The organism is Bacillus sp. N1(2025), assembly GCF_053470005.1.
In genome coordinates this window covers 25144-51936 of sequence record NZ_JBLTJB010000003.1, presented here as the reverse complement: position 1 = coordinate 51936, position 26793 = coordinate 25144, and the positions used below count along the sequence as shown (strand labels likewise).

The following is a 26793-nucleotide window of genomic DNA, read 5'->3' as shown; positions in this document are numbered from 1 at the left end:
CGTCCCCCTTACAAAGTGTTTACACTTCTTCCTGCACATAAGCGGACAACTTTTCCAACGCTTCCTTTTCATCATCGCCTTCAGCGATCAGAGTGACTTCCGTCCCCGTGCTGACCGCCAGGCTCATTAATCCCATAATGCTTTTGGCATTCACTTTCTTGCCGTTTTTCTCAAGAAACACATCTGATGCAAAGCGATTTGCCTCCTGTACAAACAATGCAGCGGGACGCGCCTGCAAACCCGTCTTTAAACGCACTTCCACTTTCTCCTGAACCATAAGATCTCCCCTTTTCTGTACGGTTATTTCAAAGTGATGCTTTGTCCTGTACGCAGCTGTTCTGCGATTTCATCGAGCTTTCTCAGCCTGTGATTGATGCCGGATTTGCTGATTTTCCCGCTTGCAACCATTTCCCCCAGTTCTTTCAGCGTGACCTCCTGATAATCAATCCGCAGCTGCGCAATTTCGCGAAGCTTTTCCGGCAGCGCTTCAAGACCGATCCGTTCATCAATGTATTTAATATTTTCCACCTGTCTGAGCGAAGCACCGATGGTTTTGTTTAAGTTTGCTGTTTCACAATTGACGAGGCGGTTCACTGAGTTTCTCATATCTCTGACAATCCGCACATCTTCAAAACGCAGCAGTGAATTGTGAGCGCCGATGACATTCAGAAATTCAGTGATTTTTTCCGCCTCTTTTAAATACGTAATATAGCCTTTTTTCCGTTCAAGCGTTTTGCTGTTCAGATGAAATTCATTCAGCAGCGCGCATAATGAATCGTTATGTTCCTTATAAAGCGAGAAGATTTCCAAGTGGTACGACGAGGTTTCGGGATTATTCACAGATCCCCCCGCCAAAAACGCCCCTCTCATATAAGAACGTTTGCAGCAGCGTTTCGCCACCAGTTCCTCAGAAATATTCCGTTCAAATACAAAGTTCTCTCCGAGGATTTTCAATTCCTCTAAAATCAGCTTTGCATTTTCAGAAAAGCGCACAATATAAACATTATTTTTTTTCAGCCGCATTTTTTTTCTGACTAACAGTTCGACCGATACATCATATTGTTTCTTCAGCAATGTATAAATGCGGCGGGCAATCGCCGCATTTTCGGTTTGAACGTCAAGCACGAGATGGCGGTTTGAAAATGACAGGGAACCGTTCATCCGAATCAGCGCGGACAGCTCCGCCTTGGCGCAGCAGTCCTTCACTTCCAGATTCGTCAGTTCTTTTTTTGTTTCCGATGCAAATGACATATTAGCCACCTCATTTCAAAAGGCCTCTAGTCCCTTAATAAATCGACAAGAAGAGAAGCCACTTTATGTGTATCGTGACGGATTACGCCATTTTTATACGTGATAATCTGATCCCTGATGACCTCAAGCCCCATGGATTTCAGCTTTTCAATATTGAAGTCGACGGGCCGGGCCAGCTCTTTCGCATATTTGCTTTTGATTTCGTCAGGGATCTCCTCATTGTTGATTAAGATCGTGTCGATAAACGGCTGCTCCATATGATCGTTCAGCGCCTTGACATGGTCGGCCGCGCTGTATTGCAGCGTCTCGCCGGGCTGTGTCATGACGTTGCATATATATACTTTTTTGGCCGCAGCCTTGACGACTTCTTCTCCGATTTTCGGCACGAGCAGATTCGGAAGAATGCTTGTGTACAGGCTTCCCGGACCGATAATGATTAAATCGGCCTGACGGATGACGTCAATCGTTTCCGGGAGCGGATCAATTTTTTCAGGCGTAAGAAACACCCGTTTAATCCGCTGGCCGTAAGAAGGGATTGTCGATTCTCCGGAGACGACCTGCCCGTCCTCCATTTCAGCGTGAAGAACGACACTGGTGTTAGCAGCCGGCAGCACTCTGCCGCGGACATTCAGCACCTTGCTCATTTCGGTGACAGCGTGAAAGAAATCACCGGTTATATTTGTCATCGCTGCCAAAATCAAATTGCCGAGCGAATGTCCGGTTAAGTCGCTTCCTTTGTTGAAACGGTGCTGAAACAGATTTTCAACGAGCGGCTCAACATCTGACAAAGCGGCCAGTACGTTACGGATGTCACCCGGCGGCGGAATTTGAAGTTCATCCCGCAGACGGCCTGAACTTCCGCCGTCATCAGCAACTGTCACAATCGCTGTAATATCAACGGGCTTATGCTTTAACCCCCGAAGCAGCACGGACAGACCCGTTCCGCCGCCGAAGATTGCGATTTTCGGCTTCTTATTCATTTCCGGCTTCTCTTTTCAATGTCCCGGTGAGTGACATGAGTATAGAAATCTTTTTTAAAATAGTCAGCCAAATACTCAGCGAGCGTGACGGAGCGGTGCTGGCCGCCCGTACAGCCGATCGCGATGACAAGCTGGCTTTTACCTTCCCGCTTATAAGACGGAAGCATAAAGCCGAGCAGATCAACAAGCTTTTCAATAAACTTTTGTGTTTCGTTCCACTTCATCACATAGGATGACACTTCCTCATCTTTCCCCGTAAGCGGCCTCATGCTTTCAATGTAGAACGGATTCGGCAGAAACCTTACATCAAACACGAGGTCGGCATCTATCGGAAGCCCGTATTTGAACCCGAATGACATTACGTTCACTGTAAATGTTTCACCTTGGTTCGTGGCGAAATGCGCCACGATTTTTTCACGCAGATCACGCGGTTTCATATCCGATGTGTCATAAATCAGCTGAGAGCGCCCTTTCAATTCTTCAAGCAGCTGGCGTTCCAGCGCGATTCCTTCGAGAGGAAGCCCGGTAGCGGCCAGCGGGTGAGAACGCCTCGTTTCTTTGTATCTCGTCACAAGGATGGAATCCTTAGCGTCTAAAAAGAGAATGCGCGGTGTAATCCACGGATTTTCCGCCATTTCATCCAGCGCCTCAATCAGCCTGTCAAAAAACTCACGTCCCCGCAGATCCATGACAAGCGCGACCTTGCTCATTTTTGAACTTGATTCTTTCATCAGCTCCAAAAATTTCGGCAGCAAGGAAGGCGGCAGATTGTCGACGCAAAAATAGCCGAGATCCTCAAAGCTTTGAATGGCGACGGTTTTCCCCGCTCCAGACATTCCCGTAATGATGACGAGCTGAATATCATGGTTTTCATTCATACTCATCTTTCTCCCCCCTGCGGTCTTTCTTTTATTTGATAAGCTGCGGATCTAAACGATAGCTGAGCAGCTCGAAGTCCGGCGTATACGTAAAGGTGCCGTGCAAAAGCCCTTGGCCCTTGATCATAAAATCAAGGATATGCCCGTCTCCGGGGGCCATCGGAAGGCTGTGGATATCTTTTACGTCATGCCACTTCAGAACGCCTTCCTCTGATTCAGCGACATTCCGCCCCGTGTAGGAATCGGCGACGAAAGTAAACATCATCCACTCTGACACGATTTGTTCCTGTTCCTTAATAATAAAGGTAAACACGCCTTTTAACTGCGGATTCAGTATATAAATGCCCGTCTCTTCTCTGTACTCTCTGATGACGGAATCTCTGACGGACTCGCCGCTTTCCATCTTCCCGCCGGGCGCGACCCACCAGCCCCGTCTCGGCTTTTGGAGAAGGAGAACCTGATCATCTGTCTGCAGCACACAATTTGTCACTCTTTGCACAAGTACGTCACCTAACCTTCTCAACAAATCATCGTCTCTTCATTATACCGTTTCGGCATGTCTCTCACAATGCAGAGACACCGACATCCTTTTCTTTTATTTGACAGAAAACAGAAAATCGCAAAAAAAGGGCACGGATACTGGAATCCGTGCCAAAGTGTATTCATTAAAAAGGGGGTCAATTACTACATTCATCTTAAAACATCAGTATTTCACCCGTGTTACAGCGTAATTAAAACACAGTAACGATTCAAAAACTGAACATTACAGTGATTATTTAACGGTTTTGAGCGTTTCCTCAAGCTCTTCCACATAATGCTGAACACTTTGAGCCGCAATACTTCCGTCGCCTGTCGCCGTTACGATCTGGCGGAGCGTTTTTTCACGGATGTCTCCCGCGGCGAAAATGCCCGGAACTTTTGTCTCCATTTGAGCGTTTGTTTCAATGTAGCCTTCTTCATTTGTGATGCCCAAGTTTTCGAATGGTTTAGAAAGCGGAAGCATACCGATATAAATAAAGACGCCGTCAGCTTTGAATTCTTCCTCTTCTCCCGTCACGGTATCCACAAGAGTAAGTCTGCCGACTTTTCCGTTTTCCTCATGGATTTCTTTTACGGTTTTGTTCCATTTGAAGTCAATTTTCTCATTGTCAAAAGCACGCGCCTGAAGAATGCTTTGCGCCCGCAATTTGTCACGTCTGTGAACGATGGTGACTTTTGAAGCGAAGCGTGTCAGATAGACGCCTTCTTCAACGGCGGAGTCTCCGCCGCCGACAACGACAAGCTCTTTATTTTTAAAGAACGCGCCGTCACAAACCGCGCAGTACGATACGCCGCGGCCGCCCAGTTCTTTTTCGCCGGGAACGCCGATCTTTTTGTATTCCGCTCCGGCAGAAATGACGATGGCGCGCGCTTTATATTCTTTTGAACCGGCTTTGACCGTTTTATATTCTTTGCCGTCAACGATTTCTTTAATATCGCCGTACGCATATTCCGCACCGAATTTTTTCGCATGTTCAAACATTTTATTAGAAAGTTCAGGCCCGAGAATGCTTTCAAAACCCGGATAGTTTTCAACATCCTCCGTGTTGGCCATCTGGCCGCCCGGAATTCCTCTTTCGATCATTAATGTGGATAAGTTCGCTCGTGATGTGTAAACAGCAGCGGTCATCCCCGCCGGACCCGCGCCGATAATGATCACATCATAAATTTTTTCTTCTGACACCATGATTCACTCCTTTTCGAAATGGGGCGCACCCTATATGGATAAGAATCCCCATCAATCGTATTCCTTACCCATATCCTATTAAATCTGAGGGCAATTCGCTATTTTTTTGCTCATTTTTCTGAGAAACCATGATTAGTCGGCTCCTGAGCGGGTATACAAATAAAGAAAGAGCCTTCCGGGATAGAAGGCCCTTGTCTTATTCATTATTGCACGACACGTCTTACATTGCCGTTGAATGCTTTCTTCCAGTAAGGGTTGCTCATAGAATCAATGGATACACCGTGTGATGTATTATCGTTCAGGAACGTTCCGTTACCTAAGTAGATGCCGACGTGGCCGTTTGTTTTATACGTATTGAAGAATACTAAGTCTCCGCGTTTCATGTCAGACGCGCTTACTGCTTTACCTCTTCCGATTAATGTATCTGTGTTTGTGCCGCTTGCAGGTCCGAGGTTAACGCCTGCGTTAGCATAAGCCCAGCGTACGAATGAAGAGCAGTCAAAAATACGGTTGTTAATATCAGATTGAGTGCGTCCGCCGCCGAATTTGTACGGGGATTGACCCACAAGGCTTGAACCTACGCTGATCGCGCCTTCAATACCGCCTGAATTTGAAATAACAGATCCGCCGTCAGAATCATCTGAACCGCCGCTGTTATGAGATGATCCGCCTGAAGTGCTCTTCGGTTTGCTTGAGCTGTCAGATGAATCAGATGATGTTGAAACAGCCGCTTTTTTCACAGTTTTAACCGCCGGTGCCGGCTGGCTGTCATCTTTTTGGTTTTGGTCTTCAGAAGCTTTTTGCGCTTCTTCCTGTTTTTTGATCAGGGCAGCCGCTGCAGCCTGCTCAGCTTTAATGCGCTTCTGTTCTTTTTCAGTGTCAGCTTTTTCGTTTGCAAGCTTTGATGCTTCTTTTTTCAGATCAGAGATAGCGGAAGCCGCTTTTTTCTGTCCGTTTTTCGCTTCGTCAAAAAGCTTGTCTTTCTGATCAAGCTGTTTGTTCAGGTCTTTTTGCATAGACTCGAGTTTCGCAAGATCATCTTGAACTTTTTTCAGCTTCACGTTAAGTTCAGCTTCTGCGTCTTCGAGTTTCGCTTTATCCTGCTCCTGCTGTTTGATCAGCTCTTTATCCGCATCAACGATAGAAGATACCGCAGTCGCACGGGAAATGAAGTCTCCGAAGCTTGTCGCCCCTAAAAGAACATCTATGTATCCTTGAGAACCGCCGTTTTCCTGTAAAGAACGAACGCGTTTTTTCAGGATGTCATTGCGTTTTTCAATACGCGCTTCTGTTTCTTTGATTTCTTTTTTCAAATCAGCGATCTGCTTTTTCGTTTTTTCGTTTTCAGCTTTTTTATCTTCGATTTTATTGCTTGTATCCAACGCTTTAGCGTTAATGTCTTTCAGTTCTTTTTCAATCTTAGCCTGCTTGTCCTGAAGCTTAGACAATTCTCTTTCTTTTGCTTCAAGGCTTGAAGCCACCTCAGATTGCTTGCTTTCAATTTTCGCTTTTTTGCTGTCTAATGTTTCCGCCGATGCAGTTTTTGTAAACGGGATCAAAAAACTGCTTGTCCCGATGACGGAAGCCAAACCAAGTGTTAATAAACTCTTTTTCACTTTTTCTTTCCTCCCTTTTACTTTAAACCTGTTCTCATTTGGAATTCTATTATGAACATCAAAGTTACGCTCCCTCACATACCCGTGAGGCTGATGATTTTTATGTATGAATCTTTAAATCTTTTAAATTGGTATAGATTATACAGCACATGTAAAATAAACTAATCTCTTATGTACGAGACTCATTATACCATCATGTTTCGACAATTTTTATTACAGTTATATTTCAATGTGATTGCAAATCTCATATTTTGCAAAATAAACGGTGATTACAGCCCGATTTCGATTCAAAAAGCAAAAAAATACGTATGAATACCTCTTTTTTCGGCGGTAAAGTTCTGTTTTGCCCCTTTCTGATAAAAAAAGAACCGACTCTTTATATAGAAAGAATCGGTTTTATTCTAATATATCATCTATTTGTCTGATGTATTTCGAAAGTGTTGCCGGCGTTATACCGTAAACGGCGGCCGTTTCTTTTTTCGTCGTTTTTTCGCCGTTTGCTTCTTTCCATACATATGCGATGGCTGCGGCCCACGCCCGCTCATTCTGTACGGCAGCGGCGGCGCGGATGTGCTGAATGACGTGAAAAACCCAGCAGCTCATGACGTCAGTTTTTAAACTGTCGGCTTCCGCTTTCTCCAGAAGCTTGACCGTCCGATACGTGAACAGCGCATCACCGGAAACGCCTGAAGCGCCTTTTTCACCGGAAAGCAGCAGTCTGACGAAATCTTGTTCAAACGGTGAAACGGCGCGTTTTGCCGTCAGAACTTTTTCAAGCTGGTTCCGCTCTCCTTCAGCGCTGCTGATATAATAGGCGGCAAGCCGCTGTTCAAGTGAAGCAGGCAGCGGTTCCTGCCGCTCCGCCCAAGGCGCGGGCCGGTCTGATTCGGGAAATTCGGCTTCTGCCTTTTTCCAAATGGTTTCCGCAAATTCTGTGCGGCCTGTCCCGTAGGCTGAGGCGGCAAGCCAGTAATAAAACGTGTCGTCGCCTTCGAACCCGCTTTTGTAAAGAGAACGGAGCCATTTATAACCGAGATCATGTCTGCCGACAAGCGCAAGCGTCGCCCCCAGCTTATAGCGCTGTTCGAATAAAATCGGATACACATTAGCGAGCCTTTCGCTCAATTCTCCGACTTTTTCATCTTCCCTCTCGTAATAGCAGAATACAAGGAGGTTGCACAGGGCATGGAGATTGCCTTCATTTTTCTCAAGCACTTCGAATACCGTTTGTTTCGCTTTTGTGACATTGCCTGAGTAAAAGTAAGCGAGCGCCAGGTTGTTGTATGCAGACCAAAGCTCGGGATAATCGGCCGTAATCTCTTCAAGCATGACAACCGCTTCATGAAGCTGGCCGCTCTCAAGAAGCGTTTTTGCCCGGTCCTGCCTGATCAGCAGCTCATCCTGGTCATAGAGCGATTCGTTTTCACCCGCTTCGCCGAAATCCAAAAGCTCCATCAGATTTTCAATCTCTTCGCTGAATTCCCCGTCCGGATCGGCATCTGAATAAGCCGCTGCTTCTTTGTATGCTTCCTGAAAGAGCCCCAAATGCGCGAAATTATTCGCTTTAAAGTAATGACACTCGGGCATTTCTTCTTTCAGGTTCACCAAAATAAAGTCAAACAGCTCATTTGACTGCTGGTAGTGGCCCATTTCAGAATAAATGACGGCCAGCCGGGACAGCATTTCGGAATCATTCGGCTCGAGGTGGACGGCCCGCTGAATCAGTTTGCTGGCCCGTTTTAAATTCCGATCTTTATATGCTTTTAAGCCTTTATGAAAAAAATATTGTCCATCCTGAAGCAGCTGGACAATTTGCGCGTGCTTTTTCTGTTCAGAAGTGTGTTTTCCCACAAATATCCTCCGTTTTATACGTATTACCGTCAGTAGTATACCATAAAACGGTTTCGCCTCAATAGTTCAAAAGACAGGATCGGCTTCGTTTTTTACTGGCTGGTTCGACCAGATTTTAGCTGTTTTTTTCACGAGGATCGGCTGGAAGAATGACGCGGAAAAGGGTTCCTTCGCCGCGCTTGCTCTCAACCTCTATCGAACCGCCGTGCAGCTCTGCGATTTTTTGGGCGATGGACAGACCGAGCCCGCTTCCCCCTGCGTTTCTCGCCTTGTCCGCTTTATAAAACCGTTCAAATACACGCTCCGCCTGTTCAGGCTCCATTCCGATTCCGTCGTCGGCGATTTCGACAGCCGCCGCTCCCGGCAGATCTGCAATTTTAACGGAAATGCGGCCGCCTTCACCGGTAAATTTTACGGCATTGTGAATCAGATTCATCCATACTTGGCTGAGCAGCGCTTCATCTCCGTACACATACGACTCCTGTAAATCAATGAGAAACTCAATCTGTTTGGCGGACCATTCAGGCTCACAGGTCAATATGGTGCGCCGCAGCTGTTTGTCAATGCGGAACGGTTTTTTTTGTATCGGTTCGGTTTGGCGGTCCAGCGCAGTGAGCTTCAGCAGATTTTCACTGATTTTTGATAATCGTTCTGTTTCTGTTTCGATGATGTGTAAGTAGCGCCCCCGCTCCTCATATGATAAATCCGGTTTTTTCAGAAGATGCGCGTAGCCCTTTAATGAAGTGAGCGGGGTTTGGATTTCATGGGAAACGTTCGAAATAAATTCTTGTTTCAGTTTTTCCATTTCACTCAGTTCCGCGGCGAGTGTCGACAGTTCATCAGCCAATTTCGTCACGGGGTGGTTCCGCTCAATCTTCTCCATTTTCCGGGAAGCGGCCGCTGTGAAGTTGCCGCTCGACATTTGCTTGATCGTGGCGGTCAGCGAATCCCAGATCGCATGATGTCTTTCACGTGCTGACTTTGAAAAAATAAACATCGTTACAAACAGCAGGCCGAAAACAAGCCAAAGCGTCACAATCTGCTCGGCGTACGGCACAAGCAAAATCGGCCATATGAGACCGAATCCCTGAACGATCAGATGAGCCGCCAGCCATAAGAATGCGGTGACGGTGAGAAGGATGATGATTTTCCCAGCCGTTCTGAAGATCCGTTTCATCCTGTCACCACAAACCGATACCCGAGCCCCCGCACCGTATGGATGGCAAACGGATAGTCTTTTTCCGGAAACCGTTCTCTCAGCCTTTTAATATGCACATCAACGGTCCGCTCGTCACCTTCATAATCAAAGCCCCAAATATCTTCTATTAATTGTTCTCTTGAAAACGTCTTATTCGGATAACCGGCGAGCTTAAATAAAAGCTCAAATTCACGCCGGGGCAGTGTCAATCCCGCTCCGCCGCCGCGCGTTACGGTGCGGGATTGCTTATCTAATGTGACCGTTCCGATGGTCAGCAGTTTTTCAGCGGTGATCCGGTACCGTTTCAGCAATGCTTTGACCCTTGCTTCCAGCTCAAGCGGCTCAAACGGTTTGACGAGATAATCATCCGCTCCGGAAGTAAAACCTTGCACTTTGTCCTGCGTTTCGCCTTTTGCCGTCAGCATCAAAATCGGAATGTCCGTAAAGCTGCGGACGGCTTCACTGACTTCAAACCCGTCCATTTTCGGCATCATCACATCCAGTATGATGAGATCTATAGGTGCGGATTCGATCAGCCGCACCGCCGCTTCCCCGTCTTCCGCTTCTGCGACGTCAAAACCGCTCTGCTCCATCATAAGGCGGACAAGCTCACGGATATGGCGGTCGTCATCCGCAACCAATATGACAGCCATGAAAATCCCTCCTTCTGCTTTTTTGCCTGTCTTCTTTTAATGAATCGACATGATGTCTATTAACCGTCTTATTTTTTCATTGTCTCCTGTATCAACAGACACTTTTTTTGTATGGCGGATCATCTCTTCCGTCACTTCTTTCATTACGCCTTGATCAGTATCTTCACGAGACTCCCAGCGCAAAGGAACATTGTATACCTGAATGGTGCCGTCGCCGTTGCTGCTGTAAGTGACTGACCCATCGATTAACCGGGAGCCTGCTAACTGCGTAACATCTTCCGGATAGCGGGCGCTCGTGTGATCGTCAGGGTTGACGAGTGCTCCGGCCGGAATGCGGCGAACGTTCAATTCATCTATCTGCTGATTTTCCCCAAGCTGCAGCCAGATGCGGGCATATTCAATTTGCAGAGGAGAATAATCTGTCGACATGTTATCCGGTTCGCTTTTGTCCGCAGAGACGTGATGTGAATCTTTGTTTACGGGTTCGTTTTTTTCTGCCGCTGATGCTGTTTCAGCCTTGTTGATGCTGCTTCCCCCGGCCGGACTTGAAGAATGGCCTGGCTCATCATCGTTACCGCCCGTACACCCGGCAGTCATGAATACGAGCAGTACGGCCGCGTGACAATAAAAAATCTTTGTGCGTTTTTTCATGATTTAACCTCCGCTTTCTATGAACAGAACTCCGTCTACAAAATAAAAAGCAGCTTTTTCAGCTGCTTTTTATTCATAAAGTCTTGCTTTACACAGCTTTGTTTTCTAAGTCGGCATTCAGCTTCAGCTGCTGCTCCGCAAAATCGCGGTACAGCGAATGGGATGCCATTAATTCATGGTGTGTGCCCCGTCCGGTGATTTCACCCTGTTCGACAAAGAGAAGCTGATCTGCATCCACAACCGTGGATAAACGGTGGGCGATCACGATGGTGGTGCGGCCTTCCATTAGAACTTCCAGCGCCTGCTGCACCCATTTTTCAGATTGGCTGTCCAGACTTGATGTCGCTTCATCAAGCATCAGAATGCTCGGGTTGCGAAGGAGCGCTCTGGCAATAGCGATGCGCTGGCGCTGTCCGCCTGACAGCATAATTCCCCGCTCACCGACCTCGGTTTCAAATTTCTTCGGTAAGTCTTCAATAAATTGCAGGGCGTAGGCCATGTCAGCCGCTTGCCTCAGTTCCTCATCAGTCACCTCGCGTTTTAATCCGTAGCAGATATTGTCGCGGATGGTGCCTGACATTAACGGGCTTTCTTGCGACACGTAGCCGATATGCTCCCGCCATGACTCAAGGGAATACGCATCAATCGGTTCATTTCCGAGCAGGATGCTGCCCGCAGTCGGATTGTAGAATCGTTCAAGCAGCTTAAATAACGTTGTTTTTCCGCCGCCGCTCGGTCCGACGATCGCGGTGACTTTGCCGGCCTCAATCGTAGCCGTAATGTCTTTTAAGATGGCTTGATCTGTTTTGTAGCCGAATGAGACTTGTTCAAGCTTAATCGGCTGATCTGCGTTTTCAATGGCTTTTCCGGTTTGGATATCTTCTTCTTTTTCTGCAAGAATATGAATCATCCGTTCCGTTGCGCCGACGGATTTTTGAAGCTGTGTGAAAAATGAAGTGATCTGGCCCATCGGCATAATGATCTGAAACAAATACAGGATAAAGGCAACGAGTGCGCCGGCTGTCAATTCACCGGATGACACCTGCATCCCGCCGTACCCGATGACAGCGACCAGCGCCGCCATTAATACAAGTGTAATAAGCGGGCCTACGAGCGACTGCACCTTCGCTTCACGCAGCCCGAGTTTAAAGAGCGCCATAATGCCTGCTTTTCCGCGTCCGTATTCCGCTTCTTCAGCGTTTGACGCTTTTACAAGCCTGATTTCCGGGAGGATGTGGTTTAATAATCCGGTGAATCTCGCCGTTTCATCCTGTGTTTCCCGAGAAATTTTAAACATTTTCCGGCCGATCGGCACTAAAATCACCGCAGCCAGCGGCACGACGATCAGCACGAGCAATGTGAGCTTCCAGTTCATGAAAAATAAGATCGTCAGTGACCCGATAACGGAAATGATTCCGGTAATAAATCCGCTGATATTGTTTGTGATCAGCTCTTTTACCACCATTGTGTCATTGGTGACACGGCTGATCGTTTCTCCCGTGGCGTTTTTGTCAAAATAAGAGACGGGCAGTTTAATTAATTTCTGCCACAACAAATCACGCAGTCCCGAGATGATTTTCTGGCCGCTGTAGTTCAGGGCGTAGGTGGCGTAGGCGCTTAATGCGGCCTGTACGATAAACACGGCTGCGATGATTCCGATTTGCACGCCTGACAGCGACGACATGGAAAAGCCGTCAACGAGCTGCTTTGTCAATAGCGGAATCAGCAGGCTGACGAGCGTTGTCACAATACTGAGAGACAGCGCGAAGGCCAGCATACCGTATGATGGTTTTGTTTTTTTGACTAATGAAAAAAATGAGCTGAATTTCCCTTTAGGTTTTGGTTGTTTATTCGGCATATGTTTTCCTCCTATATCACTGTTTATACTATAACGGATGTGCATGAACGGAATATGAACAAAACGTACATTTTTGACAAAAACCAAAATAAACTCTATTAGTCAATATTATCAAATTCATCTGCCTCCGGTTGCGGAAATAAGGAATATTTAATTGAATGTTTAAGTTTGATAGATTAAAAACCTCACGGATCTCTCCGTGAGGTTTGTTTTACTCAGATGCTGAATGGCGTTTCGCAAGGACGTCAAGCACGTCGTCCAAAGGAAGCGACTGCTCACGCAGAAGAACGAGCAAATGATACAGCAAATCCGCCGCTTCCCATTTTAATTCTTCATGGTCGCGGTTTTTGGCGGCGATAATAACCTCTGCGGCTTCCTCGCCGACTTTTTTGAGGATTTTATCGACGCCTTCCCGAAACAGATACGTTGTGTAGGCTCCGTCAGGCATCTCCGCCTGCCGTTTGGCGATTACGCTTTCCAGTTCGTTTAAGATGCCGAAACGATCCTGCGCGTCCGCTTTTTCCGGAGAAAAGCAGCTGTAACTTCCTTTATGGCAGGCGGGTCCTGAGGGCTCCGCAAGCACGACGAGGGCATCTTGATCGCAGTCATAACGGATGGCTTTCACCTTTTGGGTATTCCCTGATGTCGCTCCTTTATGCCACAGCTCCTGCCGTGAACGGCTGTAAAACCAGGTTTCTTTCGTTTCTATCGTTTTTTCGTAGGATTCACGATTCATATAAGCCAGTGTCAGCACTTCTTTGCTTGCCGCATCCTGTACGATGGCGGGAATCAGTCCGGCCTCGTCAAACCGCAGTTCATCTGCCCGTTTCATCTCACATTCACCCCGTGTTTCTTCATATAATCTTTCACTTCTTTTATAGATGTCTCTTTGTAATGGAAAATGGAAGCTGCAAGCGCGGCGTCCGCTTCACCGATCGTGAAGGCTTCAAGCATATGGCGCGCGCTGCCGGCTCCCCCTGACGCAATGACGGGCACCGGGACGGCACGTGTGACAAGCTGTGTGAGCGTATGATTAAAGCCTGTTTTCTCACCGTCTGCGTCCATGCTTGTCAGCAGGATTTCGCCCGCTCCCCGGCTGACGGCTTCTTTTGCCCAGGCCGTGACTTCCCAGTCGGTTTTCTGTCTGCCGCCGTGTGTGTACACTTTATAGCAATCCGAATCTTCGTCATACTTTGCGTCAATCGCCGCGACGATGCATTGCGAGCCGAAAAAATCCGCTCCTTCCGTAATCAGCTCGGGGCGGAGGACGGCCGCTGTATTAACGGATACCTTGTCAGCGCCGGCGCGAAGCATTCGTTTCATATCGCTTAATTGATTAATTCCGCCGCCGACCGTAAACGGAATCGCCAGTTTTGCCGCAACCTGTTCTACGACGTCTGTCATCGTCTTGCGGCCTTCGTGAGAGGCGGAAATGTCGAGAAAAACAAGTTCGTCAGCGCCCTCCCTGTCGTAAGCTTCGGCCAGCTCGACAGGATCGCCCGCATCTTTCAGCCCGAGAAATTGAATGCCTTTGACGACGCGTCCTTCTTTCACATCGAGACACGGAATGATTCGTTTCGTGATCATGCGTCCTTCACCCCGCTGAGCGCTTCAGCCAATGTAAATTGTTTTGTATACAGCGCTTTTCCGATAATCGCTCCCGATACGCCGGCGTCTTTGAAGCGGGCCAGTGCTTTGAGGTCGGCGACTGAGCTGACTCCGCCTGAAGCGATGACGGTTTTTCCCGTTGCTTTTGCGAGCTGAACGGTGCTTTCGATGTTCGGTCCTGACAGCATGCCGTCAGTTGCAATATCCGTGAAAATGAAGGTTTCCGCTCCTTCGGCCGCCAATTCACAGCCCAGATCGGCCGCTCTTACCGAGGATGTTTCCAGCCAGCCTTCCGTCGAGACATATCCGTTCCTTGCATCAAGGCCGATCGCGATTTTGCCGCCGTATTGTTTCAGCATGCTCTTCACAAATGCCGGATCGGAAACGGCCGCGCTGCCGAGAATGACGCGATCAACGCCTTGTGATAAATAACCGTACACATCCGCTTCAGAACGGATCCCGCCGCCGATCTCGACTTTGACATCAAGCTGACGCGCAATGTCAAGAACATGCCTGTCGTTTACTTTCCTGCCTGCTTTCGCGCCGTCAAGATCCACGAGATGAATCCATTCGGCACCTTCTTGTGCAAATTGCGCCGCCATATCTAAAGGAGAGTCACCGTATATCGTTTCCTTGCCGTAATCGCCTTGGATGAGGCGGACGCATTTGCCGTTTCTCATATCGATTGCCGGATATAATGTAAAAGCGTTCATTTCTTCACCTTCTGTTCCGCTGCCATTTTTGTAAATTGCGTTAAGATCGCCATTCCGGCCGTACCGCTTTTTTCCGGGTGAAACTGGGCACCGAAGACATTGCGTTTCCCGACGATGGCCGGAACACGAACGCCGTACTCAGCGCTTGCCAGAAGATCGCCGTCTTCCATCCCGTCTATATAATAGGAATGGACAAAGTAAACGAAGCCTTCTTCCGCTTCCGAAAGCAAAGGAGACGTTTGGTGAAACGTCAGCCGGTTCCAGCCCATATGCGGCACCTTCAGCTTGTTTCCTTCGGCATCTCTGTCTTTGAGTCTCACAGCTTTTCCGGCTAATAAACCAAGTCCTTTTGCAGAGCCGTTTTCGGTGCTTTCTTCGAAAATGAGCTGCATGCCGAGGCAGATGCCGAGGAGCAGCTTACCCTCGTCAACCATACGGTGTATGAATTGATCAAGCTTCGTGCTGCGTAAATTGTCCATGGCGTCACTGAACGATCCGACACCGGGAAGAATAAAAGCATCCGCTTTTTCAAGCTCTTCCGGCCGGTCTGATACGACATACGGGACGCCGACGCGTTCCAGCGCCTTCGATACGCTGAATAAATTGCCCATACCGTAATCAATTACACCGATCATTTACAGCATTCCTTTCGTAGACGGCACACCCTTGACGCGCGGATCAATGGATGACGCTTCATCAAGCGCTCTGCCAAGCGCCTTAAACACGGCTTCTATCATATGATGGGTATTCGTGCCGTAATGAACGATGACGTGCAGATTCATTCTCGCTTCCAGCGCCAGTTTCCATAGGAATTCATGTACCAGCTCGGTATCAAACGTTCCGACTTTCGCTTGCGGAAATGCAGCGCGCATCTCAAGGTGCGGCCGGTTGCTCAGGTCTACGGCGACTTGGGCGAGCGCTTCGTCCATCGGCACAAGCGCTGATCCGTACCGTTTGATCCGTTTTTTATCACCGAGCGCCTCCAAAAAAGCCTGCCCTAAACAGATGCCGATATCTTCAGTCGTATGGTGATCATCTATCTCCGTATCGCCTTTTGCGTCAACAGTTAAATCGAATTGCCCGTGCTTTGTGAACAAATCAAGCATATGAGTCATAAACGGCACATCCGTGCTGATGTCGGCTTTTCCTTCTCCGTCTATTTCGAAAGCCAGCTTAATATCGGTCTCATTTGTTGTTCTGGCGCGTTCCGCTTTTCTCATCGGTCATTCCTCCGTTTCTCGCTTCAATCGATCTTGCGTGCGCTTCAAGCCCTTCCAGTCTCGCGAAGGCGGAAATGCTGTCTGCGTGCGTTTCAAATGCCTTCCGGCTGTAAGAGATGATGCTCGATTTCTTTTGAAAATCTGTTACATTCAACGGGCTTGAAAACCGCGCCGTTCCGTTTGTCGGCAAAACGTGATTCGGTCCGGCAAAATAATCGCCGACCGGTTCAGCGCTGTATCGTCCTAAGAAAATCGCTCCCGCGTGTCTGATGCTTCCAAGCAAAGCCTCCGGCGAATGCGTCATAATTTCTAAATGCTCGGGCGCCAGCGCATTCACCGTGTCCACCGCATCTTCCATCGATTCCGTAATATAAATGCGGCCGTGATCCTTGATCGACGCTTCGGCGATTTCTTTACGCGGCAGTGTCTGAAGCTGTTTATTCACCTCATCTGATACAGCTTCGGCAAGCTTCCGTGAGTCGGTGACAAGCACGCTTGAGCTGAGCGTATCGTGTTCGGCCTGTGAAAGCAGGTCAGCAGCGACTTCTTTGGGCACCGCCGTATCGTCTGCCAGGACCACGATTTCACTGGGCCCGGCAATCATGTCAATATCCACAACGCCGAAGACTTCGCGCTTCGCGAGCGCTACAAATATATTGCCGGGACCCGTGATCTTATCAACAGGCTGTATCGTTTCGGTTCCGTAAGCGAGCGCGGCAATCGCCTGAGCGCCTCCCGCTTTGTAAATTTCCTTTATGCCGAGCTCAGACGCCGCCGCCAGAACGCCCGGCGAAAGGCGGCCGTCTTTTCCCGGAGGACTGACGAGAACGATCCGTTCCACTCCCGCAGCGAGAGCGGGGATGACATTCATTAAAACGGAAGACGGATAAGCGGCCGTCCCGCCCGGCACGTATACGCCCGCGGAATCGAGCGCCGTTATTTTCTGCCCGAGCATCGTGCCGTCATTGCGATGGTAAAACCAAGAAGATTGCAGCTGGCGTTCGTGATATTCTTTCATATTGGCAATCGCCTGTCTGATCACTTCCAGTAGCTGATCATCAAGCAGACGGTACGCCTCGGTGACTTCCTCTGCGCTCACGGCCATTTGATTCAGGCTGATGCCGTCAAATGTTTTTGTATAGGCCAAAACGGCTTTGTCACCGTTTTGTCTGACGTCTTCAATAATCCCCCTGACGGTTTTCCGCTGCTCTTCGGTTCCGCTGTCGATGGAACGCTTCAGTGAGAACCGCTCGCTTCTTTTTACTGCGGTTATTTTCATTGTGCCGTTTCTCCTTCCACAACCCTGGCCAGCCTGGCCGCCATTTCGTCGATTACATCATCCTTCATGCGGTAGCTGACCGGATTGACGATAAAACGCGATGTGATGTCACAAATATGTTCTGATTCAACGAGACCGTTTTCCTTTAATGTCCGCCCGGTTGATACGATATCGACGATTCTGTCAGCAAGGCCGATTAAAGGCGCCAATTCAATCGAACCGTTCAGCTTAATGATTTCCACCTGCTCGCCCTGCTCTCTGAAATAACTTGACGCAACATTCGGATATTTCGTCGCAATCCTCGGGGCGACTCCGTTCCAATCCGCTCCGGGAAGCCCCGCAACGGCGAGATGGCATTTGCTGATTTTCAGATCGAGCACCTCATACACGTCACGCTCTTCCTCAAGCATGACATCCTTTCCGGCAATACCGGCATCAGCGACGCCATGCTCGACATAAGTCGTCACATCCATCGGCTTTGCCAGAATAAAGCGGAGATTTTCTTCAGGAACGTCAATGATCAGCTTTCTCGATTCTTCAAACTCCTCGGGGAGCCTGTACCCGGCCTGCCGCAGCAACCCGGCCGCTTCTTCGAATATCCGTCCTTTTGGCATTGCCATTGTGAGTACCTTACCCATTCTGCTCTTCCTTTCTTGCACCGATAAAGTATGTGACGTTTACGAATGATTTTGTCATATGATCGATATTTTCAATGCCCGCTAAATCCTGCAGGACGACTTTTCTGCCTCTCGCCCTTTCTTCCTCCGCGAATAAAATGGCCTGCGCCCGCTGCTCCTTGCTGAAAATCACAGCGTCCGCTTCACTAGTTTCTTCCTGGATGCCGAGCGCTTCAATCAGCCTGTCGATACGGAGCCCGAAACCCGTGGCGGGAGCGGGACTGCCGAAATGGCCGAGAAGATTGTTATAGCGTCCGCCGCTTCCGATGACGAAACCAACATTTGCCGCGTACACTTCGAATAAAATTCCCGTGTAATAACTCATATGGCTGACCATATTCAGATCAAGGCGAATATGCTCGGCACACCCGTAATCCTCAAGAATGTCCCACAGGTCTTCCAGCTCCTGAATCAAGCTTTGTCCGGAGATGCCGATGATCTCCTCCGCCTTGGCGCAGATTTCTTTCCCGCCTCGCAATTCCAGAAGTGCGAGCAGCCGGCTTTTGTCTATTGAAGAAAGCGGAAGCGATTTGACATGTTCCCTGTATCCCACGTAATTCTTTTCAAAGAGAAAGCGCCGCAGAACATCCGCCCGCTCGGCATTGCCCAAAACCTCGACAAACAGCTCATCAGCGAGTCCGGCATGGCCGATCGCGATTTTAAACCGGTGCAATCCCGCGTTTTTCAAAGCGCCGGCCGCCAGCGCAATCACCTCGGCGTCCGCGCTTGTTGATCCGTCGCCGATCAGCTCCGCGCCGACCTGTTCAAATTCTGCCGGACGTCCGCCTTCCCGCTCCTGAGCGCGATAGACGCTTGCCGCGTACCCCGCTCTGAGCGGATGATTGTGTTTGTGCAGCTTAGACGCCGCCACCCTGGCAATCGGTCCGGTCATGTCAGGCCGAAGCACAAGCGTTTTTCCGTCCTGATCGAGAAGCTTAAATAGCTGCTGTTCTTCAATAGCTGACTGGACGCCTACTGTTTCATAAAATTCAAGGGTCGGCGTCTCCATAAACTGATAACCCCATTTATCAATTAAATCCGTCAGTGTGGAACGGACTTTTTTCTTGGCTTCGTATAAACCGGGCAGCGTATCTCTCATGCCATGCGGTTTCTCAAACATAAACATTTGCCTTTTACACCTCCGCTTTATCTGAAGGAAAATTCCGAATCCTTTAGTTCGCTAATATGATAATATGTTAGCAGATAAAAGAATGAATTGCAACGCCCAATGTCCGCCTATTCTTTTCCATAAACATGGCTAAAGAATGAACAAACCTGTAAACATACCGGAACGATCGAATCATATTGAGCAGAAGTGCTATAATACATAGAATAGCTTCATCAGAAACAAGGGAGAGTAATAATGAAGACGCTTGGAACATTATGTGTGCTGATTCTGACAGCCATCCTTGTCTATCTGGGATATAACATCTATACAAACGATATTCATTTGAATTTTTTTAATCAGCAGTCCGACGAGCCTGATGAGAAAACACCGTTAAAAGGGAGCGCGTCACCGCTGAATGTCGTTCTGTACAGACAGATGGATTCTCCCAGACTGTACAATGGCTGTGAGGTGACAAGCCTTGCCATGATTTTGAACAATGCCGGATATCATGTGTCAAAAAATACATTGGCGGATAAAATCAATAAAGTTCCGCTCACATACAGCAGCGGGCTGAAGGGAGATCCGAGTGAAGGATTTGCAGGAGATATGGAAAACGGCCCGGGTTTAGGCGTTTATCATGAGCCGATTGATAAACTTGCCAAAGAATATGCGGGAAACAAAGTATATGACCTGACGGGAAAAGACATTTCTTCAGTGTACCGCCAGCTTGAAAAGGGACGGCCGGTCTGGGTGATTACCACCACATCCTTTAAGCCGGTTGATAATATGCAGACTTGGAATACGCCGAACGGAAAGATCGACATTACGTTCAGCATGCATAGCGTGGCCGTCACCGGTTATGATCACGATTATGTATACGTCAATGATCCTTACGGCTATAAAAACAGAAAAACAGACCGATCTGACTTTGAAAAAGCCTGGAAGCAGATGGGCAGCCAGGCCATTGTGATCAAGTCATAAAAAAACCCCGCTGACCTTAATCAGCGGGGTTTTCCCATTCGTTCTTTCATTTCTTCGTCCGTATAGATCACCTGCATCGGATTTCCTCCGACAAACGCCCCGGCCGGGACATCTTTGTGCACCAGCGTGCCGGCTGATACAACGGCTCCGCTCCCGATGGTGACGCCGGGCAGAATGGTTGTGTTTGCCCCGATCATCACCTCGTCACCGATTGTGACAAAACCGGTCCGGTACTCATGTATTAAGTATTCATGAGCCAAAATCGTCGTATTGTAGCCGATGATGCTGTTTTTTCCGACAGTGATTTTTTCGGGAAACATGATATCCGGCATCACCATCAGCGCGAATGACGTCTGTTTTCCGACATTCATTTTCAAAAAGGTTCGGTACAGCCAGTTTTTCACGCTTAAAAACGGCGTATACCTTGCGATCTGAATGATGATGAAATTTTTCATCACCTTCAGAAAGGGAACCGTCTGATAAACATGCCACAATGAATTTGCACCTGCAACCGGATGGCGGTCTGTTTTTCTCACGGATTACTTCACTCCGGTGATGTGCAATAAATCACTCATTTTCTCGAGCATATAATCGGGTTCATAGGCGGAAAGCGCCTGTGCGCCTTTAATCGTCCACGCGACGCCGGCTGATTTCGTGCCGGCGTTTTTGCCCGCCATGACATCGTGATAATTGTCACCGACCATTATGGCTTCCGACGGATCGCACCCCAGCCGGCTGAGAGCAAGCCGCACAGGCTCGGGGTCAGGCTTCGGATGCTTAACATCATCAAGCGTGACGACAGTATCGAAAAACGCCCCGATGCCTGTCAGCTTCAATCCCATATTCACTGTATCCCTCAGCTTTGTGGTGACAATCCCGAGCTGATAGCCCGCTTTTTTCAATTCATCAAGCGTTTCATAAACCGTTTCGTACTCCGTGACGAGCTCATCGTGCTTTTCATGGTTGAATGCTCTGTACATGCTGATCATCTCATCGCACTTTTCAGCATTAATGCCTGAAAACGTTTCATACAGAGGCGGGCCGATAAACGGAAGCACATCTTCCCTTTTGAACTGCCCCGGGCAATAATGATCAAGCGTATGAAGGTAAGAAGCGATAATCAGTTCATTCGTGTCAATCAGCGTGCCGTCGAGATCGAATAAAATGGCGGTTACACGTTTATCAGTCATCTTATGTCCTTTCCGATTTCAGGCGTCAGTCCGTGTCGGCATACCGCTTATCGGCATACCCCTTCATGCGTCTGAAAATCATTAAAATAATCGCAAGTACAATCAGCACAATGGAAATGACCTGCGCGATCCGAAGCTGGCTCGTAAGCATCAGGCTGTCCGTCCGCATTCCCTCAATAAAGTATCTGCCGATTGAATACCAGATCACATACGTCAAAAACAGATCGCCCCTGCGCAGGTTCACGCGGCGGAGCAGAAGCAGAATCACGACGCCCGCAAAACTCCACAGCGATTCATACAAAAACGTCGGGTGATAATATTGTCCGTCTATGTACATCTGATTAATGATGAAATCCGGAAGATGCAGACTTTCCAAAAATGACCGGCTGACCGCTTCACCGTGAGCCTCCTGGTTGATAAAGTTTCCCCAGCGCCCGATGGCCTGACCGAGCAGAATACTCGGCGCGGCAATATCCGCCAGCTTCCAGAATGAGATGCCTCTTACTTTTGAAAAGACAATTCCCGTTGCGATCGCGCCGATTAATCCGCCGTGAATCGCAATGCCGCCTTTCCAAGTTTTAATGATTACCCCGGGGTGTTCCGAGTAATAGCTCCACTCGAAAAGCACATAATATGCCCTTGCGCAAATGATTGCGATCGGGATGGCGAAAAGAACAAGATCAATAAAAATGTCCTTATTCAGCCCCCGCTTTTCACTCTCCCTCATGGCCATCCAAAGCCCTAATAACGCGCCCGCGCCGATAATGATTCCGTACCAGTGCACGGATAAAGGCCCGAGCTGAAAGGCAATCGGATTGATTGGTGTTCCTGCTTCATTCATATCATTGCCAACTCCTATTCGTCTTGTTCGCCGTCCTCAATGACATCCGCCAGCTTATTCGTGAATTGCTCGGCAGCATTCAAGCCCATCCGCTTCAATCTGAAGTTCATCGCCGCAACTTCGATAATAACGGCGAGATTCCGCCCCGGGCGAACGGGAATGGTCAGTTTTGTAATTTCCGTATCAATGATTTTCATTTTTTCTTCTTCAAGTCCGAGACGGTCGTATTGTTTCCCTTGCTCCCAAAGCTCAAGGTCCATGACGATTGTAATTCTTTTATTGCTTCTGACGGCGCCCGCTCCGAACAGCGTCATGACATTTATAATGCCGAGCCCCCTGATTTCGAGCAGATGCTCAATCAGATCAGGCGCGTTCCCGACAAGGGTATCCTGATCCTCCTGCCGGATTTCAACGCAGTCATCCGCGACAAGACGATGGCCTCGTTTGACAAGCTCCAGCGCCGTTTCACTTTTACCGACTCCGCTTTTTCCCGTAATGAGCACGCCGACGCCGTATATATCCACAAGCACGCCGTGAATGGCCGTTGTCGGCGCGAGACGGCTCTCAAGAAAATTCGTCAGCCTGCTTGACAGCCTGGTTGTTTTCAGAGGGGATCTGAGCACAGGCACACCGTTTTGCTCGGAAGCTTCTACAAGCTCCGGCGGGATCGGCATATCTCTGGAAAGTATGATAGCCGGCGTCACATCGGTGCACAGCGATTTCATCCGCTGTTTCTTATCTTCCTCGGGAAGCTGATCAAAAAATGACAGCTCCGTTTTTCCTAAAAGCTGCACCCGTTCTCTCGGGTAATATGTAAAATAACCGGCGATTTCAATACCGGGCCGTGATAAATCACTCATCGTAATCGGGCGGTTAATCCCTTCTTCTCCGCTGATCAATTCTAAATGGAACTGCTCCATTACGTCTTTGGTCCGAACCTTTGCCAAGATATGTTCCTCCTGTTCTGGGATGTTCCGAGCTTTGAACAGTTATATTTTATCACTTTACCGTCTGAACCAAAACAGATTTATACAATTCCGGCATAACTGGTCTAGATAACTAGTCTGAAAAAGAGTAAAATAAAACTAACAACTAACCAGAAAGGCGTGTTTTAAAGTGGCTGAAAGCTTGTTAATCAGCGGTGCGGACATCGTAACAGAAGAAGAAATCATCCGAAACGGATTTCTCGGTATAAAGAACGGCATCATTTCTTACGCGGGGAAAACAAGACCGCAAGAAACGTATGAGAAGGAATGGAAGGCGCCCGAGGGTTCGTATGCACTTCCCGGAATGATTGATATCCATATTCACGGCGGATACGGCGCGGATACGATGGATGCTGATGTTGCAGCTCTTGATACAATGTCCGCCCGGCTGCCCGAAGAAGGAACAACCTCTTTTTTAGCGACAACGATCACACAGCAGCACGAAAACATTGAAAAAGCGCTCGTCAACGCCAGAAAATGGGCGTCTTCCTCACCGCAGGCCCAAAAAGGCGCTGAGTTGATCGGCATTCATTTAGAAGGACCGTTTGTCTCTCCGAAAAAGGCGGGAGCACAGCCGAAACAATGGATTACTCCTGCTGATGCCGGGCTCTTTCAGAAATGGGAGCGGCTCTCGGGAGGGCTGATCAAAATTGTGACGCTTGCGCCGGAAGAAGATCCTGATTTCAGCCTGATCCGTTATTTAAAAAAACAAAACATCATCCCGTCAATGGGACACACAGACGCGGGAGCCGAGCTTTTACAAAAAGCGGCGGATGCCGGGGCGGTGCATATGACGCACCTCTTCAACGCCATGAGCTCCTTTCATCACCGTGAGCCGGGGGGCATCGGTACGGCTCTCGCCTGCGGCCGCATCACGGCGGAGCTGATCACTGACGGCATTCATTCCCATCCTCTGGCTGTAAAGCTTGCCTATTTGGCGAAAGGAAGCCAAAACCTGATCATGATTACAGACTCCATGCGGGCAAAAGGGCTTAAGGACGGAGAATACGAGTTCGGCGGACAAAAAGTCACCGTTCGCGGGGACACGGCGCTTCTCTCTGACGGGACGCTGGCCGGTTCCATTTTAAAAATGAATGAAGGCGCAGCGCTCATGCGCAGGTTTACAAACTGCTCATGGCCGGATATAGCAAATATGACATCGGCAAATGCGGCCCGCCGCCTCGGCATATTCGACCGTAAAGGAAGCATCGCCGAAGGAAAAGACGCCGACGTTGTTCTGACGGACGGACAGTGCGGCGTGCTGGCCACGATTTGCCGCGGAAACACCGCATATATCTCAAGGGAGGCTGATTGGACATGAACGTTATCACATGCAGACATTATGAAGAATTAAGTGAAAAAGCCGCATCGATTATCGCTGAAACAGTGAAACAAAAGCCGGATGCCGTTCTCGGCCTTGCGACGGGGGGCACTCCTGAAGGCGTATACAAAGAACTTGTGCGGATGCACCGCTCAGAGGGCTTGTCATTCCGAAATGTCACGACGATCAACCTTGACGAATACGCCGGGCTTTCTCCCGAGGACAAAAACAGCTATCATTATTATATGAATACACATTTTTTTGCACATATCGACAGCCGAAAGGACCGCCACTTTCTCCCTGACGGACGGGCAGACGATCTTGATGCCGAATGCGGACGCTATGACCGATTGATTCAAACACTCGGCGGAGCGGATATACAGCTTTTAGGCATCGGACACAACGGCCATATCGGCTTTAATGAACCCGGGACGCCATTTGAATCCCGAACCCATGTTGTTGAGCTGAATGAAGAGACAAGACAGGCGAATGCGCGGTACTTTCCGTCAATTGATCAAGTCCCTGTAAAAGCCCTGACAATGGGGATCGGGACGATTTTGTCCGGCAAACGGATTTTGATCATGGCATCCGGAAAAAGCAAGGCCCAAGCGGTGAAGCAGCTTCTGGACGGGCGCATCAGCGAAGCATTCCCCGCCTCCGCCCTGCACGCGCATCCGGATGTGACGGTCTTGATTGATGAACAGGCTGCGGGCGGCGATTGAAAGGATTTGACCTATGCAGATTGATAAACAATCTCCGATTCCGATTTACTTTCAGATTATGGAACAATTAAAAACACAAATCAAAAACGGCGAGCTGAAAGCGGATGCGCTGCTTCCGTCGGAGCGGGAATACGCCGAACAATTCGGCATCAGCCGAATGACGGTGCGCCAGGCGCTTTCCAATCTGGTGAATGAAGGATTTTTATACAGGCAGAAAGGCCGGGGAACGTTCGTCAGCAAACTGAAGATGGAACAGCCGCTTCAAGGGCTGACAAGCTTTACGGAAGATATGAGAAGCCGGGGCATGAAGCCGGGGAGCAGACTTGCCGAATACCAGCTGATTCAGGCGACGGAAGAATTATCTTCTATCCTGGGATGCGGCTATCCGGCAACGCTTCATAAAATCATCCGCGTCCGGCTGGCGAATGATATCCCGATGGCGATTGAAGCCTCGTACATCCCGTTTGACAAGGCGGGAAAACTGGACGCCTCCCATTTTCAATCATCCATGTATGAGCATATTGAAGCGTACAATCAGATGCCGATCTCACGGGCAAAACAAGAGCTTGAACCGGGAGCCGCTTCCGAGGAAGAAGCTGAGCTGCTCGGTATCCAGCCCGGCGCCCCCGTCCTCTATATCAAGCGGACCACTTATCTGCAGGACGGCACTGCCTTTGAGCACGTCAAATCCGCCTACAGAGGCGACCGCTACACATTCGTGCATTATATGGACAGGGTGAAATGAAACATCTCCAACCGTTACGGGTTGGAGATGTTTTTTTGATCTGCCATTTTCAAATCAAGCCGGTGAATGTTCTCTATGACTCTGTCAAAACAAAGAGGCTGGGGTTCTGGTAGCTATTTTTATAAAGAAAAGAGTCATAAAATGCTACCCTCTGTTTTGGACAATATACGGAACCTGTTTTGAAATCAGCAGCAGCGGTTCTTTGTTTTTATGAGCCAGTGAAAACATGATTGCGCCTTCAATCATCGAGTTGATTGTCACCCCGAGCTTCTCCGCTTCCTCTTGTTCAAACCCATGCTCAAGAAATTTTGCCGCAAACACATCCGTCCACTTCTTGAACACCTCAACACATGTGCATCTTAACGTTTCATTGATCAGAGCGGTCTCACCCGCCAGCAATCCAACCGGCACGCCCTCAATATTCTGCGGATCATTAAACTGTTCAGCCGTTACATGAATAAAGTGCTGAATCGCTTCTATAGGGTCCGCGAATTGAGACATACTATTCTGTATTTGCTTTTCAACGCATCTTCCCGTATATTTGATCGCCGCAATGGCGAGTTCTGCTTTTCCGTTTGGAAAGTGATGATACACAGACCCTCTGGGTGCTCCGCTCTCTTTTATAATTTGGTTCAAACCAGTCGCATGGTATCCCTGAATCTGAAAAAGATATGCAGAGGTTTGAATAATTCTTTCTTTTGTCCCGGTTTTACTGTTCATTATGTTTCCTCCTGCATATT

The 26793-nt window shown here is 48.7% G+C and carries 29 protein-coding genes; 4 read left to right on the top strand and 25 right to left on the bottom strand.

What is annotated here, in order from left to right; all coding sequences use genetic code 11:
• Positions 1-19: 19 nt before the first annotated feature.
• From ACNFN4_RS07985 to ACNFN4_RS07890, 20 genes are all read right to left on the bottom strand, one after another.
• The gene (locus tag ACNFN4_RS07985) at positions 20-277 is read right to left on the bottom strand and encodes an HPr family phosphocarrier protein (protein WP_012118534.1); all 258 of its coding nucleotides are present in this window, start codon (positions 275-277) and stop codon (positions 20-22) included.
• Between the two features lie 23 nt (positions 278-300).
• Entirely contained in the window at positions 301-1251 is a 951-nt protein-coding gene (gene whiA, locus ACNFN4_RS07980) for a DNA-binding protein WhiA (RefSeq protein ID WP_007407421.1), read from the bottom strand.
• A 26-nt stretch (positions 1252-1277) separates the two neighbouring features.
• Positions 1278-2231 (bottom strand): gluconeogenesis factor YvcK family protein, encoded by a 954-nt coding sequence (locus ACNFN4_RS07975; RefSeq protein ID WP_014418964.1) that lies wholly within the window; start codon positions 2229-2231, stop codon positions 1278-1280.
• Complete coding sequence (gene rapZ, locus ACNFN4_RS07970; RefSeq protein ID WP_012118535.1) at positions 2228-3115, bottom strand: RNase adapter RapZ; 888 nt, start codon at positions 3113-3115, stop codon at positions 2228-2230. Before rapZ ends, ACNFN4_RS07975 begins: the two co-directional genes overlap by 4 nt.
• Before the next feature lie 25 nt (positions 3116-3140).
• Entirely contained in the window at positions 3141-3608 is a 468-nt protein-coding gene (locus ACNFN4_RS07965; RefSeq protein ID WP_003151491.1) for an 8-oxo-dGTP diphosphatase, read from the bottom strand.
• Positions 3609-3881: 273 nt separating this feature from the next.
• Entirely contained in the window at positions 3882-4832 is a 951-nt protein-coding gene (trxB, locus tag ACNFN4_RS07960; RefSeq protein WP_007407423.1) for a thioredoxin-disulfide reductase, read from the bottom strand.
• A gap of 206 nt (positions 4833-5038) precedes the next feature.
• Positions 5039-6451 carry a C40 family peptidase gene (locus ACNFN4_RS07955; protein WP_026092297.1) on the bottom strand — a complete coding sequence of 471 codons (1413 nt, stop codon included), beginning with the start codon at positions 6449-6451 and terminating at the stop codon, positions 5039-5041.
• Positions 6452-6847: 396 nt separating this feature from the next.
• Entirely contained in the window at positions 6848-8302 is a 1455-nt protein-coding gene (locus ACNFN4_RS07950) for a tetratricopeptide repeat protein (RefSeq protein WP_448200106.1), read from the bottom strand.
• Between the two features lie 115 nt (positions 8303-8417).
• Positions 8418-9479: a sensor histidine kinase gene (locus ACNFN4_RS07945; protein ID WP_154817966.1), complete on the bottom strand. Its 1062-nt coding sequence runs from the start codon at positions 9477-9479 to the stop codon at positions 8418-8420.
• Positions 9476-10153 (bottom strand): response regulator transcription factor, encoded by a 678-nt coding sequence (locus tag ACNFN4_RS07940; RefSeq protein WP_159354630.1) that lies wholly within the window; start codon positions 10151-10153, stop codon positions 9476-9478. The genes ACNFN4_RS07945 and ACNFN4_RS07940 overlap by 4 nt, the downstream gene beginning before the upstream one ends.
• A 36-nt stretch (positions 10154-10189) precedes the next feature.
• Entirely contained in the window at positions 10190-10804 is a 615-nt protein-coding gene (locus tag ACNFN4_RS07935) for a hypothetical protein (protein ID WP_103526603.1), read from the bottom strand.
• 88 nt (positions 10805-10892) lie between these two features.
• Entirely contained in the window at positions 10893-12662 is a 1770-nt protein-coding gene (locus ACNFN4_RS07930) for an ABC transporter ATP-binding protein (protein ID WP_094296324.1), read from the bottom strand.
• Between the two features lie 211 nt (positions 12663-12873).
• Complete coding sequence (gene hisIE, locus ACNFN4_RS07925; protein WP_021495256.1) at positions 12874-13494, bottom strand: bifunctional phosphoribosyl-AMP cyclohydrolase/phosphoribosyl-ATP diphosphatase HisIE; 621 nt, start codon at positions 13492-13494, stop codon at positions 12874-12876.
• Entirely contained in the window at positions 13491-14249 is a 759-nt protein-coding gene (hisF, locus tag ACNFN4_RS07920; protein ID WP_014418971.1) for an imidazole glycerol phosphate synthase subunit HisF, read from the bottom strand. Before hisF ends, hisIE begins: the two co-directional genes overlap by 4 nt.
• The gene (gene hisA / locus ACNFN4_RS07915; RefSeq protein ID WP_022553846.1) at positions 14246-14983 is read right to left on the bottom strand and encodes a 1-(5-phosphoribosyl)-5-[(5-phosphoribosylamino)methylideneamino]imidazole-4-carboxamide isomerase; all 738 of its coding nucleotides are present in this window, start codon (positions 14981-14983) and stop codon (positions 14246-14248) included. Before hisA ends, hisF begins: the two co-directional genes overlap by 4 nt.
• Positions 14980-15618: an imidazole glycerol phosphate synthase subunit HisH gene (gene hisH, locus ACNFN4_RS07910; protein WP_022553847.1), complete on the bottom strand. Its 639-nt coding sequence runs from the start codon at positions 15616-15618 to the stop codon at positions 14980-14982. The genes hisA and hisH overlap by 4 nt, the downstream gene beginning before the upstream one ends.
• A complete protein-coding gene (hisB, locus tag ACNFN4_RS07905; protein WP_022553848.1) occupies positions 15619-16203 on the bottom strand; it encodes an imidazoleglycerol-phosphate dehydratase HisB in 585 nt (194 codons plus the stop codon).
• Positions 16169-17482, bottom strand: coding sequence for a histidinol dehydrogenase (hisD, locus tag ACNFN4_RS07900; RefSeq protein ID WP_022553849.1), 1314 nt, complete (start codon positions 17480-17482; stop codon positions 16169-16171). The genes hisB and hisD overlap by 35 nt, the downstream gene beginning before the upstream one ends.
• The gene (gene hisG, locus ACNFN4_RS07895) at positions 17479-18120 is read right to left on the bottom strand and encodes an ATP phosphoribosyltransferase (protein WP_012118547.1); all 642 of its coding nucleotides are present in this window, start codon (positions 18118-18120) and stop codon (positions 17479-17481) included. Before hisG ends, hisD begins: the two co-directional genes overlap by 4 nt.
• Positions 18113-19285, bottom strand: a complete 1173-nt coding sequence (locus ACNFN4_RS07890; protein WP_022553850.1) for an ATP phosphoribosyltransferase regulatory subunit — start codon at positions 19283-19285, stop codon at positions 18113-18115. Before ACNFN4_RS07890 ends, hisG begins: the two co-directional genes overlap by 8 nt.
• Positions 19286-19522: 237 nt before the next feature.
• Between ACNFN4_RS07890 and ACNFN4_RS07885 the strand changes: the two genes are divergently transcribed.
• Positions 19523-20248 carry a C39 family peptidase gene (locus ACNFN4_RS07885; RefSeq protein ID WP_021495261.1) on the top strand — a complete coding sequence of 242 codons (726 nt, stop codon included), beginning with the start codon at positions 19523-19525 and terminating at the stop codon, positions 20246-20248.
• Between the two features lie 20 nt (positions 20249-20268).
• Here the strand turns inward: ACNFN4_RS07885 and ACNFN4_RS07880 are convergent, their stop codons facing one another.
• Genes ACNFN4_RS07880 through hprK form a run of 4 tightly spaced genes read right to left on the bottom strand, consistent with a single transcriptional unit; the run spans position 20269 to position 23226 of the window.
• Positions 20269-20784, bottom strand: a complete 516-nt coding sequence (locus ACNFN4_RS07880; protein ID WP_094296327.1) for an acyltransferase — start codon at positions 20782-20784, stop codon at positions 20269-20271.
• A gap of 3 nt (positions 20785-20787) precedes the next feature.
• A complete protein-coding gene (gene ppaX, locus ACNFN4_RS07875) occupies positions 20788-21438 on the bottom strand; it encodes a pyrophosphatase PpaX (protein ID WP_063636484.1) in 651 nt (216 codons plus the stop codon).
• A 25-nt stretch (positions 21439-21463) separates the two neighbouring features.
• Complete coding sequence (lgt, locus tag ACNFN4_RS07870; protein ID WP_014418979.1) at positions 21464-22279, bottom strand: prolipoprotein diacylglyceryl transferase; 816 nt, start codon at positions 22277-22279, stop codon at positions 21464-21466.
• 14 nt (positions 22280-22293) lie between these two features.
• Positions 22294-23226, bottom strand: a complete 933-nt coding sequence (hprK, locus tag ACNFN4_RS07865) for an HPr(Ser) kinase/phosphatase (protein ID WP_003151456.1) — start codon at positions 23224-23226, stop codon at positions 22294-22296.
• A gap of 169 nt (positions 23227-23395) precedes the next feature.
• Between hprK and nagA the strand changes: the two genes are divergently transcribed.
• The 3 genes from nagA to ACNFN4_RS07850 are packed head-to-tail and all read left to right on the top strand — an operon-like array spanning position 23396 to position 26053.
• A complete protein-coding gene (gene nagA / locus ACNFN4_RS07860; protein ID WP_094296328.1) occupies positions 23396-24586 on the top strand; it encodes an N-acetylglucosamine-6-phosphate deacetylase in 1191 nt (396 codons plus the stop codon).
• On the top strand, positions 24583-25308 hold the full coding sequence (gene nagB, locus ACNFN4_RS07855; RefSeq protein WP_017418833.1) for a glucosamine-6-phosphate deaminase: 726 nt from the start codon (positions 24583-24585) through the stop codon (positions 25306-25308). Before nagA ends, nagB begins: the two co-directional genes overlap by 4 nt.
• Before the next feature lie 13 nt (positions 25309-25321).
• Positions 25322-26053 (top strand): GntR family transcriptional regulator, encoded by a 732-nt coding sequence (locus ACNFN4_RS07850; RefSeq protein ID WP_012118554.1) that lies wholly within the window; start codon positions 25322-25324, stop codon positions 26051-26053.
• A gap of 144 nt (positions 26054-26197) precedes the next feature.
• Here the strand turns inward: ACNFN4_RS07850 and ACNFN4_RS07845 are convergent, their stop codons facing one another.
• Positions 26198-26773 (bottom strand): TetR/AcrR family transcriptional regulator, encoded by a 576-nt coding sequence (locus ACNFN4_RS07845; RefSeq protein ID WP_007614041.1) that lies wholly within the window; start codon positions 26771-26773, stop codon positions 26198-26200.
• Positions 26774-26793 lie beyond the last annotated feature (20 nt).